This is a genomic window from Rothia sp. 27098_8_27, assembly GCF_041432805.1.
GTDB classification, from domain to species: Bacteria; Actinomycetota; Actinomycetes; order Actinomycetales; family Micrococcaceae; genus Rothia; species Rothia mucilaginosa.
The window spans coordinates 49,819-67,236 of sequence record NZ_JAPWAJ010000003.1; the positions used below are offsets into that span (position 1 = coordinate 49,819).

16 protein-coding genes and 1 tRNA gene are annotated in these 17,418 nt (G+C 58.3%); 5 read left to right on the forward strand and 12 right to left on the reverse strand.

All coding sequences use genetic code 11. The annotated features are described in order from the left end of the window. Window positions 1-42: 42 nt before the first annotated feature. The 4 genes from O3675_RS04940 to O3675_RS04955 all read left to right on the forward strand — a co-directional run bounded on the left by O3675_RS04940 (window position 43) and on the right by O3675_RS04955 (window position 3,696). Complete coding sequence (locus O3675_RS04940) at window positions 43-309, forward strand: MoaD/ThiS family protein (protein ID WP_294643186.1); 267 nt, start codon at window positions 43-45, stop codon at window positions 307-309. Then, window positions 309-1,019 carry a molybdenum cofactor guanylyltransferase gene (locus O3675_RS04945; protein ID WP_294602129.1) on the forward strand — a complete coding sequence of 237 codons (711 nt, stop codon included), beginning with the start codon at window positions 309-311 and terminating at the stop codon, window positions 1,017-1,019. Before O3675_RS04940 ends, O3675_RS04945 begins: the two co-directional genes overlap by 1 nt. A gap of 150 nt (window positions 1,020-1,169) precedes the next feature. Beyond that, window positions 1,170-2,483, forward strand: coding sequence for a molybdopterin molybdotransferase MoeA (locus O3675_RS04950; RefSeq protein WP_371571317.1), 1,314 nt, complete (start codon window positions 1,170-1,172; stop codon window positions 2,481-2,483). 136 nt (window positions 2,484-2,619) lie between these two features. Continuing rightward, on the forward strand, window positions 2,620-3,696 hold the full coding sequence (locus tag O3675_RS04955) for a LacI family DNA-binding transcriptional regulator (protein ID WP_371571319.1): 1,077 nt from the start codon (window positions 2,620-2,622) through the stop codon (window positions 3,694-3,696). A 103-nt stretch (window positions 3,697-3,799) separates the two neighbouring features. On the opposite strand, the gene O3675_RS04960 is transcribed toward O3675_RS04955, so the two are convergent. The 12 genes from O3675_RS04960 to O3675_RS05015 all read right to left on the reverse strand — a co-directional run bounded on the left by O3675_RS04960 (window position 3,800) and on the right by O3675_RS05015 (window position 15,635). Then, a complete protein-coding gene (locus O3675_RS04960; protein WP_005504890.1) occupies window positions 3,800-4,453 on the reverse strand; it encodes an N-acetyltransferase in 654 nt (217 codons plus the stop codon). Between the two features lie 273 nt (window positions 4,454-4,726). After that, window positions 4,727-6,724: a glucose PTS transporter subunit IIA gene (locus O3675_RS04965; protein WP_371571322.1), complete on the reverse strand. Its 1,998-nt coding sequence runs from the start codon at window positions 6,722-6,724 to the stop codon at window positions 4,727-4,729. A gap of 242 nt (window positions 6,725-6,966) precedes the next feature. After that, on the reverse strand, window positions 6,967-8,508 hold the full coding sequence (locus O3675_RS04970) for a glycoside hydrolase family 32 protein (protein WP_303940096.1): 1,542 nt from the start codon (window positions 8,506-8,508) through the stop codon (window positions 6,967-6,969). Window positions 8,509-8,831: 323 nt separating this feature from the next. Next, on the reverse strand, window positions 8,832-9,206 hold the full coding sequence (rplL, locus tag O3675_RS04975; protein ID WP_005508362.1) for a 50S ribosomal protein L7/L12: 375 nt from the start codon (window positions 9,204-9,206) through the stop codon (window positions 8,832-8,834). A gap of 155 nt (window positions 9,207-9,361) precedes the next feature. Beyond that, complete coding sequence (rplJ, locus tag O3675_RS04980) at window positions 9,362-9,892, reverse strand: 50S ribosomal protein L10 (protein ID WP_005504882.1); 531 nt, start codon at window positions 9,890-9,892, stop codon at window positions 9,362-9,364. Window positions 9,893-10,291: 399 nt separating this feature from the next. Beyond that, window positions 10,292-11,446, reverse strand: a complete 1,155-nt coding sequence (locus tag O3675_RS04985; protein ID WP_371571326.1) for an ABC transporter ATP-binding protein — start codon at window positions 11,444-11,446, stop codon at window positions 10,292-10,294. 101 nt (window positions 11,447-11,547) lie between these two features. Then, window positions 11,548-12,522, reverse strand: coding sequence for a TDT family transporter (locus O3675_RS04990; protein ID WP_371571328.1), 975 nt, complete (start codon window positions 12,520-12,522; stop codon window positions 11,548-11,550). 305 nt (window positions 12,523-12,827) lie between these two features. After that, on the reverse strand, window positions 12,828-13,523 hold the full coding sequence (gene rplA, locus O3675_RS04995; RefSeq protein WP_005504876.1) for a 50S ribosomal protein L1: 696 nt from the start codon (window positions 13,521-13,523) through the stop codon (window positions 12,828-12,830). 137 nt (window positions 13,524-13,660) lie between these two features. Further along, window positions 13,661-14,089, reverse strand: a complete 429-nt coding sequence (rplK, locus tag O3675_RS05000; RefSeq protein WP_005504870.1) for a 50S ribosomal protein L11 — start codon at window positions 14,087-14,089, stop codon at window positions 13,661-13,663. Window positions 14,090-14,355: 266 nt separating this feature from the next. Continuing rightward, a complete protein-coding gene (nusG, locus tag O3675_RS05005) occupies window positions 14,356-15,102 on the reverse strand; it encodes a transcription termination/antitermination protein NusG (RefSeq protein WP_049338063.1) in 747 nt (248 codons plus the stop codon). A gap of 104 nt (window positions 15,103-15,206) precedes the next feature. Beyond that, a complete protein-coding gene (gene secE, locus O3675_RS05010) occupies window positions 15,207-15,485 on the reverse strand; it encodes a preprotein translocase subunit SecE (RefSeq protein ID WP_005504868.1) in 279 nt (92 codons plus the stop codon). Window positions 15,486-15,562: 77 nt separating this feature from the next. Next, a tRNA-Trp gene (locus tag O3675_RS05015) sits at window positions 15,563-15,635 on the reverse strand. Window positions 15,636-15,987: 352 nt separating this feature from the next. Here O3675_RS05015 and O3675_RS05020 point away from each other — a divergent pair. Next, window positions 15,988-17,190, forward strand: a complete 1,203-nt coding sequence (locus O3675_RS05020) for a pyridoxal phosphate-dependent aminotransferase (protein WP_371571332.1) — start codon at window positions 15,988-15,990, stop codon at window positions 17,188-17,190. The last annotated feature ends 228 nt before the right edge of the window (window positions 17,191-17,418 follow it).

Below are 17,418 nucleotides of genomic sequence, written 5' to 3' on the forward strand. Positions count from 1 at the left end.
CGGCTACCCTACTCAGAGTTTGATCAAGGATTGAGGAGCATTATGCAGGTTCATTTTTTCGCTGCCGCACGTGCCGCGGCGGGTACCGCGCAGCTGTCGGTGCCCCTGGCTGAGCTGCCGTCTGCAACTCTTGGCGCGCTGATTGAGTATCTGGGCCAGAACTCGGAGGGCACGACCCCGTCGGGCCTGACTCTTGCGCAGGTCATGGAGCAGTGCTCGTTCCTGGTCAATGGCGCCCGTTCTGATGCGCAGGCACCCCTGCAGGATACCGATCGTGTGGACGTTCTGCCTCCCTTTGCGGGTGGATAATGCGGGCGGATCAGATGCCCGGTTCGGAGCTTCCCGCCGAGGGTGATTTTTCGTGCGCCGCGGTCGTTGTTGCCGGAGGTGCTTCTCGCCGCCTGAACCACGTTCCGAAGGCGTCCCTGTCTGACGGCACGAGCACCCTGCTGGATTGCGCCCTGGAGGCGGTGGCGAGCGCGTCCCCGCGCGTGGTGGTGGGTCCTGAGAGCTTGCCGTTGCCGTCGGGGGTGTTGCGTACTCGTGAGGATCCGCCGTTTTCGGGTCCTGCTGCGGCGATTCATGCCGGCTTGGAGTGTATTGCAGCCGATTGCGAGCGCTCGCAGGCGCCGCTGCCGAGCTGGTGCCTGATTTTAGGCGTAGATACTCCGCGTATTGCTCCGGCGGTTCAGCAGTTACTTACCGCCGCGCGGGGTGCCGAGCAGGCCGCGACCGCTACCCCCTCCCCCACCGATTCTGAAGCGCCCAACGATTCTGAAGCATCTGCAGGTTTCTGGGGTGTTTCTGAGGGCATCTATCAGCCGCTGGTGGGTATTTACCGTTTTGAGGCGATCCGTTCGGTCTTTTCGACCGGCACGACTGACGCTTCTGTTCGTTCTTTTTTGCGCCGTTTGAACCCCGCGGCGGTGGAGATGTCTGCCGCTGATACCGCCGATGTTGATACGTGGGAGCAGGCGCAGGCTCTTGGCTATACGACTTCGCTCTGGTCGAGTTATTAGCATGAGTTATTAGCATCTGAGGCGCGCGGGAGCGCTAGTTGCCAAGCTACGAGTACCCTAGTGGTAGGTCTCAGTTCTTAACTCCCGACCGGGCGATGTTTTTGAGCTCGCGCGCTGTTGCGCGTCCCGCACACACTTTTACGAGGTACGATGTCTCACCATATTCCTTCTGTTTCGTGGCAGCAGGCCCGTCAGATTCTGCATGAGGAGGGCCAGCAGGTTGCGCCCCATGTTAAGACGGAATCTTTGCCGCTGTTGGCGACGATTGGCCATTATTTGGCGGCCGATATTTATTCGGTGATGCCGGTGCCCCACTACAGTTCTTCGGCGATGGACGGCTATGCTGTGGCGGGTACGCCTCCGTGGCGTCTGGTGACTCCTGCGTACCCGGAGGATTCTCGCGCGAATATTCACCGTCTAACAGTGCCGATTGTTCCGGGTGAGGCGACCCCGATTCTGACGGGTGGCTTGATCCCGGAGGGCGCGGAGGCGATTGTGCGTGAGGAGCATTCGCGTCTGTATGAAGGTGCGGAGGGTTCTTCGCGTCCGGGCATGGGTTCCCATTTGGAGACTCAGGCGAGCATTCATTACTTGGATATGGCGGAGGGTTTTGAGCCTCCGGCACCGGGTGCTGATATTCGCCATGCCGGTGCTGAGCTGGAGCGTGGCGAGTTGTTGGCGCGCCACGGTGACCGTATTTCTGCGCGTATGGCGGCGTTTTTGGGTACGAATGGTTTTGATGAGTTACCGGTGTACGCCCCGATTCCGGTGCGTTGCGCGTTTACGGGTAATGAGGTCATTACATTTGGTGTGCCTGCGCCGGGTCAGGTGCGTGATGCGTTTGGCGGCTTTATGGAGCATGCGATTATTTCTGCTGGTTGCGAGGCGCGCCCATCGATTCGCCTGGCGGATGTTGAGTCTGAGTTCCGCACGTTTTTGTCTACGTCGACGGCTCGTGTGCTGGTGTTTACGGGCGGGTCGAGCACCTCGGGTGTTGACTTGGTGCGTAAAGTGCTCAACGATATGGGCGCAACCTATCTGTTTGAGTCGGTGGATGTGCGTCCGGGTCATCCTGCGTTGGCTGCGCGTTTGCCGGTTCCGGAGACGGGCCCGAATTCGGGTCGTGAGCGTTTTGTGTTGGGTCTTCCGGGTAATCCTTTGGCTGCGTACACGGCTTTGTATTCGTATTTGCCGCCGCTTTTGGCTGGTATGAGGGATATGCCTCTTCCTGAGCTGGATTCAGCGGTTCTGGGTGATCCGGTGGATACTTTGCGTAAGCCGGCGGGGGCTCGTCTGCTTCCGGTGTCGGTGCGTGATGGCGTGGCGTATCCTCTGCCGAAGTCGGCGTCGCATATGTTGTCCTCGTTGGCGGCGGCTACTCACTGCGCGGTGTTGGATGATTCTTCGGTGCGGGGTTCTGCGCATGAGGTGGGGGCTCGCGTTCCGATTATTCCGGTGCTGTAGACCGGTACGATAAATCGGTGCGTTTGACAGCACAGGGGAAAAGCGTTTTTTCTGGTTTTTGAGGCCACGTTAGCCCCGGTGAAGAAGGTATAGTAGAGAGATATGTCAATCGTTTAACATATCGAAGGGAGCCCCCGTGGCAAAGCCCAAACTCAGCGACGTTGCAGCCCTAGCGGGCGTCTCCCCCACCACGGTCTCCCGCGTACTCAATAACCGCGGCTACCTGAGCGAAAGCACCCGCACCAAGGTCCACGAGGCGATGCGGGAACTCGGCTACCGCCCCAATGCCATCGCCCGTAGCCTGCAGGGGCAGCGCTCGCAGATGGTGGGCCTTATCTTCCCCACGGTTGCGAACCCCTTCTACGGGGAGATGGTGTACCGCCTCGAAAGTTACCTTGCCGAAGAGGGCTACCGGGTCATTCTCTGCAATAGCGACGATCACCCCGAGCAAGAAAAGCGCTACCTGGAGATGCTCTTCTCCAATCAGGTGGACGGCATCATCAGCGGCGCCCACTCAGACGCGCTGGTGAACATTCCGCATGCGCAGGCTCCCCTGGTGACCGTAGACCGTCTCGAAAGCGGTTTCTACCCGAATATTCGCTCCGATAACTACGGAGGTGCCCGCGCCGCCACGGAGCACCTCATCGCCACGGGTGCGCAGAATATTGTGCACGTAACTTCTACCCTGGGTAAACACAATGAGCGTCAGCGAGGCTACCGTGAGGCAATGCTTGAGGCGAGGCTCATGCCGGAGTTCATGGAGCTGGGCTTCCGCCCCTCACTGGGTATTAAGCGTGAGGTTCTCTACCGCTACCTGGATGAGCGTGCCGAAAGCCCCGAGCCTGTGGACGCGGTCTTCGCCTCCAACGATAATTACGCCGCACTCACCCTGGGGTGGGCGCGTGCTCGAGGCATTCGCGTTCCTGAGGATTTCCAGGTGATTGGCTATGACGGCACGCAGAGCGTTCAGTTACTCATGCCGGAACTAGCGACCGTGGTTCAGCCGATTGAGGGTATAGCGAAGCGTACCGCGCAGCGTCTGCTGGAGTTGGTTGAGCTGCAGCAGGAAGAATCCGCGGAGGAAGCTGCTCCCCCAATGAGCCAGCCTGAGGATGTGCTCCCCGTTGAGCTTCATCTGGGGGCTACGGTGCGTTCCATCCCAGATCTGGATCAGATTCAGCCTGATATGTCTGCTCCGGATGAGCTCCAATAAGAATCTCGTCTTCTGAGAATAAAAATCCGCCCCACCGTGCGAGTGCTCACGGTGGGGCGGATTTTGTATATACATTTATCGGTTTTGTGAGCGTCCGGAAGTTTTAGGAGTTGCGCTGCACAATCTCGGCCGGGCCGGTTCCAGGGTAGACCATGCCGACGGCGTGCGCCTTGGAGAAGATGCCGTGGAACGGGCCGAGGGAGAAGAATCCGCGGCGCTCGTAAAGGCGTGCACTGTCGTAGGTCGATGCTTCGAGGTAGGCGGGGTAGTCGCCAATGCGTTCGGTACCGTAGTCGAGTAGCTGGGAACCAATGCCCCGGCTACGATACTCTTCGAGAACACCAATGTTGAAGAGGTACCAGTGCTTGTACGCGGGGCGGTACTTGAGCAGATGTAGCTCCATTAGGATCGCCTTCAGCAGAGTCTTGCAGCCGAGCGCCTTGTAGTAGGCGCCAATCTGCTTGAGTTCGTTAGCGAAGGAACCTTCCTGGGATTCGGGGGTGTTCCAGAGACAGACACCCACGATTTTTCCGGTGGTGTTGTCAATAGCAATGTCGATACGTCCGCGGCCCTGGAAGTTACCGTAGACCTGCAGGGTCATGATTGCGCGGAGCTTGGCAAGTTCCTGTCGGCGGCTACCACCTGCAATGACTGCCATCATGGCGGGGTCTCCGTCGAATGCGGCAATCAGCACCTCGAGCGCATCTGCATATTCATGAGACTCGGCGGTGCGGACGGTATAGGAGGCTGAGGTCATATTCACCCTTTACAAAAGCTTGAAACTATACATAAATATTAGCTGGATTATTCACTCCTGGCTAATAAATTGTTCCTTATCAAGACATTTTTCATGGCTATGCACCAATGTGTTCCAACTTATATTGCACCAATATGCATAATTTTAGTGAATATTTATTCATATACTTTTTGCACGCTCTTGCAGGAAAAATTGAACACCCCGCACCAGCTCTAGGGAGAGCGGTACGGGGTGTACATCACGTTGAGGTTATCTACTCATTAAGAGTGCAGACTATGCGTTAGCCTTTGCCTTCAGTGCAACCTTCAGGAGCGAATCTGCGCTGGTGACAGATGCGCCCGAAGCCTGGACATCTTCAACCGAAGCTGCCGCCTTCTTGGCGTTGGTGATCACCATGGGGGTTGCCAGCGGGTAGCCAGCCGCCTTGATGGCGGGAATATCGAACTCGGCGATAACGTCGCCGCGCTTGACGGTGTCACCCTTAGCAACCTTGGGCTCGAAGTGCTTGCCGTCGAGCTCAACGGTGTCCATGCCGATGTGCATCAGCAGATCCAGGCCGTCCTCGGTGCGCAGACCGTATGCGTGGCCGGTGGGGAATGCAACGGTAATCTTGCCGTCAGCGGGTGCGTAGAGCTTACCTTCGGTGGGCTCCACCGCGGTGCCTGCACCCAGCGCGCCGGAGGAGAAGGTGGGGTCCTTGACGTCAGCCAGCAGAACCACGGAACCGACCATGTGGGAGCCGATTTCGACGCTCTCGCCAGCCTCAGAAGCTACAGCGGCGGCGGGAGCAGCGGCAGTAGCTGCGGTGGCAACGGGAGCTGCAACAGCGGGTGCCTCAGCCTCCTCAGTGTTGCCTGCCTCGACCTTCTTACCCCAGATGAAGGAGGCAACGAAGGCGATGACGGTGGTCAGGACGAGGCAGCCCAAGAAGCCCGGGATACCTGCACCGACGGTTGCTTCAATCGAGGGGAAGCCAAGGTAACCAGCAGCGCCCAGCTTACCCGCCTTAATTCCAAGAATAGAGGTAACCATCGAACCGATACCCGCGGAAACGATTGCAATGTAGAAGGGCCAGCGCAGAGCCAGGTTAACACCGAACATTGCGGGCTCGGTAATGCCCAGGAACGCGGAGGGTGCGGCTGCAGAAGCAATACCCTTAATCTTCTTGTTCTTGGTGGTCAGTGCGACACCGGCTGCGGCACCACCCTGAGCCACGTTAGACATGGAGGCGACGACGAAGATGAAGGAACCGCCGGTTGCCCACAGGCTCATCTCGATGGGCGGGAATGCCTGGTGCATACCGGTCATCACGATGAATGCGTAGAAGGTACCGAAGAGCAGACCGCCGAGCGGGCCGGCAACGGTGTAGAGCCAGTTGATGCTTTCACCCAGCCAGGTGCCCAGCTGGAACATCGGGGGTCCAACCAACAGGAAGGTCAGGAAGCCGGTGATCAGGATGGTGAGGGTCGGGGTGAAGATGAAGTCGATGGTTCCCTTGAGGACCTTGTGGAAGAACTTCTCGACGTGGGACAGGATAAATGCGACCAGCATGATGGGCAGCACGGTACCCTGGTAGCCCGCCTGCTGAACCTGCAGACCGAAGAGGTTCCAGTACTTCATCGGGTCGGTGCCTTCAGCACCTGCCAGGGATGCTGCGACATTGTAGCCGTTCATCAGCGCCGGGGAGACCATTGCGGCACCCATGGTCATACCCAGGTAGGGGTTACCGCCGAAGACCTTGGTGGCGGAGAAGCCGACCAGCACGGGCAGGAAGGCGAAGGGAGCTGCGGAGAGCAGGTTGACGATATCCGCGAAGTCAGCCCACTCAGGGAAAAGTTCAATAACTGCTTGGGGGCCAAAAATACCCTTAGAGGTCAGGAGGCTATTGAGCGCCATCAGCATACCGCCACCGACCAGCACCGGAATCAGCGGCACGAAGATGTCGGCGATGGTCTTGATGAAGCGGGAGACAATGTTGCCCTGCTTGGAGGCAATTTCCTTGAGCTCGTCCTTAGACGCCTCGGGTGCGCCAGCGGCGATGAGGTGCTTGTGGACCTCGTTAACGTCGCCGGGGCCGACGATGATCTGGAACTGGCCAGCGTTGAGGAAGCTGCCCTTGAGGTCTTCGTCGTTGTCGATTGCTGCCTGGTCGACCTTGTCCTGGTTCTTCAGGACGAGGCGAAGGCGGGTTGCGCAGTGTGCGGCTGCAACGATGTTGCCGGCGCCACCGACGTCCTTCAGCACGCGCTGTGCCACTGACTTGTGGTCCACGCTCGCTCTCCTTTGTTTGGAGCACCACCGTATGATGCTTTGTGAATGGGGTGGGGTGACATGTCTGTGTGTGCATGTCATATGTATGTCATACGTTTGACATATCAGATGTAAAACATGGTATCACGGGAAAGTTCTTAAAAGCGAGGGCTCACCCTCCATACGGAGAGTGAGCCCTCAGACATATTCAGAAATTACCGGAAACCACCCGTGCGGGCGGCTCCTAACGCCTAGAAAACGACTTAGAGACGGCCATACTCCAGGGACAGCACCTCGCCACCGGTCAGGCGGACGCGGCGCTTATCACCCTTGAAGAAGGTGCGAGCAGTCATAACCTCAGCACCCATGGACGCGACCAACTTGCCGCCCACGTACAGTTCGGTAGCCGAGCCATCCACAAGCAGATCAAACTCGCGAATCTTCGAACGCTTCAGGGTACGGCGGCGCAGGCTACCGCCCTCGGTGTAGCGGGTACCGCCACGGTCCATCTGCACAAAGTCCTTATCCAGCACAATGCTCAGAGCCACGCCGTGAGTGTCCTTAATCTTTAGCTTCACGCGCTCATCAGAGACGTTCACGCGGCCGCGCAGACGGAAGGTCAGGGCGTTCTTCAGCTCCACGAGCTTGCCCTTCTCCTCCTCACGGTACAGAGGCTTCATCTCCATCGCGTCATTCAGCTGCGGAACCGGACGCTGGAAAATCTTGCCGTTACGCAGGTGCAGCTCACGCGGGTAGGTGAACATGTGCACCCAGCGGTGACTCCACGAGGGCAGGTCGTCCTGGTCTGCGTTGCCCAGCCAGCCAATCATGACCGGGGCATCACCGCAGACGCTGTGCGGTGCCTTCGGATCGGCGGTCAGACCGGTACCGGAGATAGTCTGCGGTGCGTAGAACTCGAAACCTGCATCCAGCTCGGTGAAGGGGGTCTCCACGGTGAACTTAAGGGTCTCGTTATCCAGCGAACCAACAATGTAGCCGCTCTGGAAAATGTTGTTGTACTTCTCGCCGAGGGGCTGCATGCCCTGCGGGCTGAAAATCAGCACGTCACGGATCTCGCCGGTCAGCTCATCGCGCATGCTCAGCAGCGAGGGGCATTCGTACATGTAGGTGCCCTTGAGGGTCTTATCCTTGATACCCAGCTCGCCGCGGAAGGTCCACTCACGGCGGTCGGCGGAGGTGTACACGACCACGGCGCCGGTCAGATCCTCACGCTGAGCGCCAATAACCATCCACCATTCGCCGTTACGTTCAAAGACGTGCGGGTCACGGTAGTGCGCGGTGTAGCCCTTCTCGGGACCAGAAATCAGCGGGGGCAGCTGACGGGTCGGCTTCGCGTCCTCACCCGCAGTTGCGAGAATCTGGTAGGTTTCGCGGTTGCCCTTTTCGTCCTTCACGTTACCGGTGTAGAAGAACTCAAAACCGCCGGGCACCTTAATGCCGGAGCCGGAGTAGCAGCCGTGCGAATCGTAGCGGCTATCGGGCACCAGGGCGGTCCCCTCATCGGTCCAGTGGGTCAGGTCCTCGCTCACAGCGTGACGCCAGTAGACCATACGCTCCGGATGCAGGGGCGAGTACTGGTAGAAGGCGTGGTAGCGCTTACCGTCAAAGACCAGACCGTTCGGGTCGTTCAGGCGACCCACCGGAGGCGCCAGGTGCAGTGCCGGGTAATCGCGGTCTTCACGAACACCGGCGCCGAAAGCATCCAGAACCTGCTGTGCTTCAGCCGCCAGATCGCGAGCGGGTCGCTCGGTTGCGCTCTTCTTCTTTTTCTTCTGATCGCTCATGTCTATCCGTTTTCGTGCAAAGGAATGTCTGGGTTGTCTCATCCCATCATACGGCACCTCTCCCCCGTTGCCGGGCTCTAGGAGAGAGGAACCACAATGCTCTCAGCCTCTCTCATCCGAGGCACAGGGCGGTCACAGCGACTTCTGCAGGTGAGCACGGTCAGATGGGACAGCACCGCCGTTTGCCACAGGATAAAAGAGCAGACACGGCAAAGCCCCGAACCTCCCCAGTCTTCATACCGGGCGGGTTCGGGGCCGTTAAATGCCGCGAGGCGGCACATCCGATGGATGCACCGCCCGCGTAAGAATCGAGAAGAAGTCGATTACTTGAGGGTGATGGTTGCGCCAGCAGCCTCGAGCTGCTCCTTAGCCTTCTCAGCGTCTTCCTTGGAAACGCCCTCGAGCAGAGCCTTGGGAGCGCTGTCAACCAGGTCCTTTGCTTCCTTCAGGCCGAGGGAGGTCAGGGCACGAACTTCCTTGATCACTGCGATCTTCTTGTCGCCAGCGGACTCCAGGACAACGTCGAACTCGGACTTCTCTTCAGCAGCCTCGCCTGCTGCGCCGCCTGCTACAACTGCAACGGGAGCAGCTGCGGTGACGTCGAACTCTTCCTCGAATGCCTTGACGAACTCGGAAACCTCAACGAGGGACAGTTCCTTGAATGCTGCAATGAGTTCTTCGATGGACAGCTTAGCCATTGTTTGGCTCCTTCACTATCTGGTGCGGGCTGACGCCCGCGGTGTAAATCTTCAGTACCTACCCGAGAGGGTCGGTCAAATTTAGGGTGCGTTACACGCTATTCGCGTTCACGCTGCTGAGTATCTCAGCGCTGGTGCAGTAGCACGAAAGGGGCTTATGCCTCTTCCGAAGCCTCCTCGGCAGCAGCGGGAGCTGCGCCTTCCTGCTCCTCCAGCTTGACGCGCAGTGCGTCCACAACCTGTGCGATGCGTGCGATGGTAGCCTTTGCACCACCTGCAACCTTGGACAGCAGAACCTCGCGGGATTCCAGGTCAGCGTAGCGCTTGACGTCGTCCTCGGTCAGAGCGGCACCTTCGTAGTAACCGTTCTTCACAATCAGCTGGGGGTTAGCCTTGGCAAAGTCACGCAGGCCCTTAGCAGCATCAATCAGGTCGCCCTTGATGAATGCCAGTGCGGAGGGACCCTGGAGGTGGCCTTCGAATGCGTCGATGCCAGCTTCCTTAGCTGCGATAGCAGCCAGCGTGTTCTTCACCACGGCGTATTCGGTCTCTGCACCGAGTGCGCGGCGCAGCTCCTTGAGCTGTGCAACAGTGAGACCGCGGTATTCGGTCAGGATGACTGCGTTCGAAGCTTCGAAGAGTTCCTTCAGCTCGGATACTGCAGCGATCTTTTCCTGAGTCGCCATGGTAGTTCCTTCTTCCGATTCTTGTAAGGTCGCCGGTAGAGCCTCGAAGCATTTATTGCAAGCAATAAAAAATGCCCCGACGCGTAGGCGTACGAGGCACGATAGACGGCACCCTAAATCAGGGCAACGACTATTTACTTCGAGTTACCTACGCGGGCGGCGATTTCTAGTGAAATCTGCTCTTATCAGAACTCTGTTCTTCGTCTCCACCGAGGTGGCGATAGAGGACATAGTTCTAGACCGGCGGTCTTTGGTTCATTCATCATCTCAGGTTAAAGCCCGAGTCGCAAGTTAAAAACGTGATTAAGCGGGATTAATCACTTAAAGACCCCTTTTAAGCCAAATAACCGCTCTTTCTCCAACCTAAAAGGCCCGGTTGAAAGGCCCAGAAACCGTGTTCTAGAGGTAAAAGCGCTTTCCACCTGAGAACAAGAAGCAGCGCTCCGCCGCCACCCCCAGGTGCACCCGCTCCCCCGCACTCAGGAAGGTACTGTTCGGGGAGGTTCCGCTCAAGGTGGCGCCCTGCGCATCCGAGATAAAGAACTCAAGCTCCTGACCGGCACGCACTCGGGCACACATTCGGGCACTCAGCTCAGAATCCGCCGAAGCCCGCCGAGATTCCAGAGGCAGGGACACCGCCTCCAACAGATGCGCACGGTACAGCATGCCACCCACCAGATGGCGGCTGCCGAGCACCAGCACCGGCAGAGCATAAGCAGCGTCTGCCACCACAGGGCACAGAGCGGTCGCACGAATCGCCAACTCACACCCGACAGGAAGCGACTCCGAATCCTCAAGAGCCAAAAGGTTCAGCGCGGGCGCCGCCATAAGCTTCGCCACCTGCAGAGTATGCGGATGCGCCAGCAGCCGCTCCGGAGTGTCCACCTGCACCAGGTAGCCAGCATCCATCACCGCCACCCGCTGCCCCAGCATGAGCGCCTCATTCTGATCATGGGTCACGTACAGGCCCGTAAAACCGTAACGCTCATGCAGGCGCACAATATCGGCGCGGATACTCGCGCTCATCTGCTCATCCACACTCGCCAGCGGCTCATCAAAAAGAACCACCGGAGCACGACGAATCAAAGCACGCGCAATACCCACACGCTGAGCCTGACCACCCGACAGTTGCGAAGGCTTACGGGACTCCAGCCCCTCAAGCTTCAAAGCCTCCAGCAGCTCACGGTAGTAGTCCATATCAACCCGACCGGCGAACGCACCCAGCCGGGTCGGAAACAGAATATTGTCCTTCACACTCAGGTGCGGGTACAGAATAGGGCGCTGAAACACCACACCCACCGAGCCGCGTTCCAGAGGCTGACCGGCGTAGGTCACCCGACCGGCGCTCGGTTCCTCCAGGCCGGCAATAATACGCAGCAGAGTGGACTTACCGGTACCCGAAGAACCAACCAGAGAAATCAACTCGCCGGGGTGCACATCCAGGTCAATCTCATTCAGAACCGTCGTATCGGTGCCAAAGGTCTTAGCGACACCTCGAATACGCAGGCCTTCAAAAGGCTCCACCGCGGCAGAAGAGTAGGATGCAGAAGTCATTCCCCCATTATCGCCGAAACTTGTACCCGGCACGGGCGCAGAAGATAAGCACCGTCATAAAACAGCACGCGAGCCTCGCACCAGAGTCTCATATGAGCACCCTAGCTCGGTCGTACCAGCAAACGCCCCTTCAACGCCAGATGCAGCGTACCCACCCACAGGAAGATGAGGAAAGCCGTACCCGCCACCGTTAGCGCAGGACCCACCAACCCCAGCGAGCCAGCAGCCGTCAAGCGAATACCGCTCGCCGCCATGGAAGCCATACCGAACGAGAAACCCCACATGCTCATCGAGAAACCACCCTCAAGAGTCCAGGGGAGCAAACGCATCAAGAAGAACAGCTGCAGAATGCCATAACCGGTCAGTATCAGGAAGAACCAGTCCACCGTGCCACCATTCGCCGCCAAGTAGGCGTTACCTCCCACAAAAGGCGGAGCCATCTGAATGCCAATGACGCCGCGTTCTCCCTTGGGCAGCGGAGTCAGGGTGCGCATACGGTTGAGAATCGCAGCCTCAATGCTGAACCACGAAATCAGACCCGCACCGAAGAAGAGCATCGCCATATCGCGCCACCCCACAAAACCCATCGCCGTAGCGGTCGCAAAGTTCGTCGCCACGGTCGGCAGGTACAGCACCGGCGAGGCGGCCTCGGGCGCATACCCCCCGCGCCAGGTACCGGCTATACGGTGAGTCGCGAAATACAGCTGACCCACACCACCCAGCACCACCAGGGTGAGAGCCGGCGCCTCCGCATACGGGTAAAGAGCCGCGCCCACCTGCGCCGTCGTCGCCGGAATCAGCGAAAAGAAACAGGTACGCGCCGGGTGCTCCCAAAAACCACGCAGCCACGAGCGGTACTTCACCACCGCGTGAATCAGGAACCCCATCAGGAACAACCACACCACAGCGTTAAACGCCAGGATGCTCTCCCCCACCCAGCCGGGCGCCATGTCCTTCGCCCCCGCGGTGCGCCAAGCCGCCCCCAGCGCACCGGTACCCAGCGCCACCGCAAAATAATTGACCGGCACGCTGAGGCCGCGGCGGGCGCTCTGCTCGCTCTGGAGGGAAGAAGGCATTAGGTTTTACCTCTCATGGTTGTAGGGCAGAATAGGGGCGTGCAACCCCGTGTATTTGTTTCGACGGTGCCCGGGCATGGACAAGGCCCAAGGAACCGGGGAGCTCGAAAATCATTCTATGTTTTAAGCCTATAAAAGCTGGAAGTCCGTGACGTACTTTAACTGACACCGCTCACGCAATGTCTTGAATCTTAACGCTGTGTCTTGAATCTTCACACAGACAAAATCATGCACAAAAAATCGCCCCCGACGCCTAAACGTCGGGGGCGATCACTAGCGAATGCTAGAAGCTACAGGTGCATACCTTAGGCAGCAACGGCAGCCGGATCAACGGGGATACCGGGGCCGAAGGTGGTAGCAACGGTTGCCTTGGAGATGTAACGACCCTTAGCCGAAGAGGGCTTCAGACGGTTAACCTCTTCCAGAGCTGCCTGGAAGTTCTCCTCGAGCTGCTCAGCGGTGAAGGAAGCCTTACCGATGATGAAGTGCAGGTTGGAGTTACGGTCAACGCGGAAGTCGATCTTACCGCCCTTGATGTCTGCAACAGCCTTTGCAACATCCATGGTCACGGTACCGGTCTTGGGGTTCGGCATCAGGTTACGGGGACCCAGGATCTTACCCAGGCGGCCGACCTTGCCCATCATGTCGGGGGTTGCAACCGCTGCATCGAAGTCGGTCCAGCCGCCAGCGATCTTTGCGATCAGCTCGTCGGAACCAACGTAGTCAGCGCCAGCTGCCTCAGCCTCAGCAGCCTTGGGGCCTGCTGCGATAACGACCACGCGAGCGGTCTTACCGGTGCCGTGGGGCAGGTTCACGGTACCGCGAACCATCTGGTCTGCCTTACGGGGGTCAACGGACAGACGCATTGCAACCTCAACGGTTGCGTCGGTCTTGGTGGAAGAGGTTTCCTTCGCCAGGGCAACTGCCTCAGCGGGGGTGTAGAGCTTACCCTCTTCAATCTTGGCTACAGCTGCCTTGTACGCCTTGCTGCGCTTTGCCATCTGCTTTTCTCCTTATGCAGTTGTGGTCTCGTGAGCCGCGCTCGGCTCTGCCACATCCCGTCCATACGACGGGCATTTACAAGTTCTGTGTAGAAAAATCTACGGTGCCGATTACTCGGCTATTCGGCGAACCGAAATTACTCGACGGTGATACCCATGGAACGAGCGGTACCTGCGATGATCTTGGAAGCAGCATCCAGGTCGTTTGCGTTCAGGTCGGGCATCTTGGTCTCAGCGATCTCACGCACCTGAGCCTCGGTCAGCGAACCAACCTTGGTGGTGTGAGGAACAGCGGAGCCCTTAGCAACGCCAGCAGCCTTCTTGATCAGCTGGGAAGCCGGAGGGGTCTTGGTGATGAAGGTGAAGGAGCGATCCTCGTAGACGGTAATCTCAACGGGGATGATGTTACCGCGCTGCGACTCAGTTGCAGCGTTGTATGCCTTGCAGAACTCCATGATGTTCACACCGTGCGAGCCCAGTGCGGGGCCGACGGGGGGAGCCGGGTTAGCGGCGCCTGCCTGGATCTGCAGCTTGATGAGGCCAGTGACCTTCTTCTTGGGAGCCAATGTAGGGTCCTTTTCTTAGCTGGGAACCGACGCACAGGAGCGTACGCCGGCAAGACGGTGACCGTGGCGCGGTCACCCGGGCATCCGCATGAAAGCGTGACATGCGCATACACAAACCAACATTCTAGCGTTAATCAGCGACTTAATCCAGCGCCAGCTAGCAGAAAGAGTAAACCTCACCCGCACAGCCACCATCGGATATACAGTCACTACAAAATATGAGCCCCGCACCGAAGTGCGAGGCTCATATTCACACGCTAAAAACGTTAAATCTTTTCGATCTCGGTGAAGCTCAAGGTCACCGGGGTATCGCGGCCGAAGACAGAAATCATCACGACAATCTGCTGGGACTCGCCCTTGATCTCCGAAACGGTAGCGTCCATGCCTTCGAAAGCACCGGACTTCACGCGGACGTTCTCGCCCACAGTGTAGTCGGACTCAATAACGGGCTTGGAAACGGGCAGACCCTGGCTCTGCTGCTGCTCTTCGAAGACCGGCAGGAGCATGTCAAAGACCTCGTCCATACGCAGCGGGACCGGGTTGTACGCATCCTGACCCACGAAGCCAGTCACACCGGGGGTGTGGCGGACAACGCCCCACGAGTGGTCGGTCAGTTCCATACGCACCAGAACGTAACCGGGAACACGCACGCGGCGGATGGTCTTCTTCACGGTGTTCTTGAACTCAACCACGGTCTCCATGGGAACCTGAACCTCGAAGATCTCATCTTCAGCTTCCAGGTTCTGGATACGGGTCTCGATACCGGTCTTCACCTTGTTCTCGTAACCGGAGTAGGTGTGCACCACGTACCAGTCACCCATCTGACGGCGCAACTTGGACTTGAATTCTTCCAGAGCGTCGACTTCCTCAGCAGCCTCAGCAGCTGCTTCAGCCACCTCGACAGCCTCGGTAGCTTCCTCAGCCTGCTGCTCAATAGCTGCAGACTCCTCAGTAGCCTCAGCAGCGGCTACCTCGACCTCTTCAATCTCGGATACCAGTTCCTGCTCGGACACGTCGCTCCTACTTTCTATCGTTAATCATCTAGAGGGGACTCCCACTCACCAATGCGCTGAGGGAAATCACTGATGGGGCACCCCAAATAAGGATGCAGCCAGTACTAGTTACGCTGAATCGTTCCGTTACCGAAAATCCAGAATGCTCCCTGGCCGAAAAGATAATCCAGACCAGAAATAAGAAGGAGCATCACCACGACGAAGAACAGAACTCCGAAGAAGTAACCAACCAGTTCACGTCCGGTGGGAGTAGTAACCTTCTTCAACTCCGCAAAAACTTCACGGAGGAATGCAAAAATACGGCCGAAGAAACCGAGCTTCTTATCGCTCTTCGACGATGCGCCGGGCTGAACAGCCTTCTCGGCGGTAGCAGACGATGCCATTTCTTCTGCCCCTTTCTGAGTCTAAAAAAGTACGCCCGGGGTGCGGGCGTACAAATTATTTATTGAGGCAATAAAAGCAGGGCGGACAGGACTCGAACCTGCAACCTGCGGTTTTGGAGACCGCTGCTCTACCAATTGAGCCACCACCCTTTGAAGCGTTAACTTCAGGTGTGAGAGTTGCTTCTCACGTGTCTACTCCTCCACTGCCTCCTAAGCCGTGGCTTTAGAGGGGCAAACAATTACACCCTTGCGGGTGCAGAACTAACTGTAAACCATCTTTCGGGGCCGATGCAACTTCAAAATGTAATATTTTTCGAAAAACCTCTTGAGATACCTTGACGAGGGGTTCCGCATCACTACTAGTGGACCGTATCCTATAACAAGGAACGACGCTCACACCCGCGCCCATCACGCGCGAATGGTCCCACATGCGCATTCCCATCACCTACATCTTTGTCGACTTCACGCCGGCAGCGCACACGAAGAAAGAGAAGAGAGCCCCATGGCGCGTATTTCAAGCCGCATCGGTGCCATTGCACCCTCCGCAACCCTCGCCGTCGACGCAAAGGCAAAAGCACTCAAGGCTCAGGGACGCCCCGTCATCGGTTTCGGCGCAGGCGAACCGGACTTCCCCACCCCTGCGCACATTGTGGACGCAGCACGCGAAGCGCTCAACGACCCCAAGAACTTCCGCTACTCCCCCGCCTCCGGCCTTCCCGAACTGAAGAAGGCCATCGCCGAAAAGACCCTGCGTGACTCCGGTGTAGAGGTTGACCCCGCACAGGTCATCGTCACCAACGGCGGCAAGCAGGCGGTCTACCAGGCATTCGCAACCGTCATCGACGAAGGCGACGACGTCCTGTTGCCCGCACCCTACTGGACCACCTACCCCGAGTGCATCCGCCTGGCCGGCGGTAACCCCATCGAGGTTTTCGCCGGTAGCGACCAGCACTACAAGGTAACCGTCGAGCAGCTCGAAGCTGCATACACCCCCGCCACCAAGGCACTCATCTTCGTCTCCCCGTCCAATCCGACCGGTGCCGTCTACACCGAAGAAGAAACCCGCGCCATCGGCGAATGGGCACTTGCCAAGGGCATTTTCGTGCTGACCGACGAAATCTACGAGCACCTCACCTACGACGGCACCGAATCCGTCTCCATCCTGAAGGCAGTGCCCGAGCTCGCAGACCAGTGCGTCATCCTCAACGGCGTGGCAAAGACCTACGCCATGACCGGTTGGCGTGTGGGCTGGATGATCGGCCCGCGCGACGTCATCGCCGCAGCCTCCAACCTGCAGTCCCACATGACCTCCAACGTCAACAACATCGCCCAGCGCGCAGCTCTTGCCGCTCTGACCGGTCCGCAGGACGACGTGGAAATCATGCACGCAGCCTTCGACCGCCGCCGCCGCACCATCGTCGACGGTCTGAACGCTATTGAAGGCGTGCACTGCCCCGTACCCACCGGTGCGTTCTACGCATACCCGGACGTACGCGAACTGCTCGGCAAGGAAATTGAAGGCGTACGCCCGCAGACCACCGCAGAGCTGGCCGAGCTCATCCTCGAAAAGGCTGAGGTTGCCGTAGTTCCCGGCGAGGCATTCGGCCCCAGCGGCTACCTGCGCCTCTCCTACGCCCTGAGTGACGAGGACCTGGCAGAGGGCCTGGCACGCCTGCAGAAGTTCCTCGGTCAGGCACGCGACTAGTTCCGTCCCCCTCTGAACGCGCCTGCTAAACCTGCAACTCACCCCGTGGGAAGCGGTTCAGACGTGGGATAAACCGGTGCGAAACGATCAATCACAGGACTATTGACCGTTTTTTGCCCTAAAAACGGAGAATCCCACAAATATTTAAAAATATTTTTAAAACGAATGAGGCTTCCCGCATCTTTACAGATGTGAGGAAGCCTCATTCGCCTCTTCGGTGCCATAGGT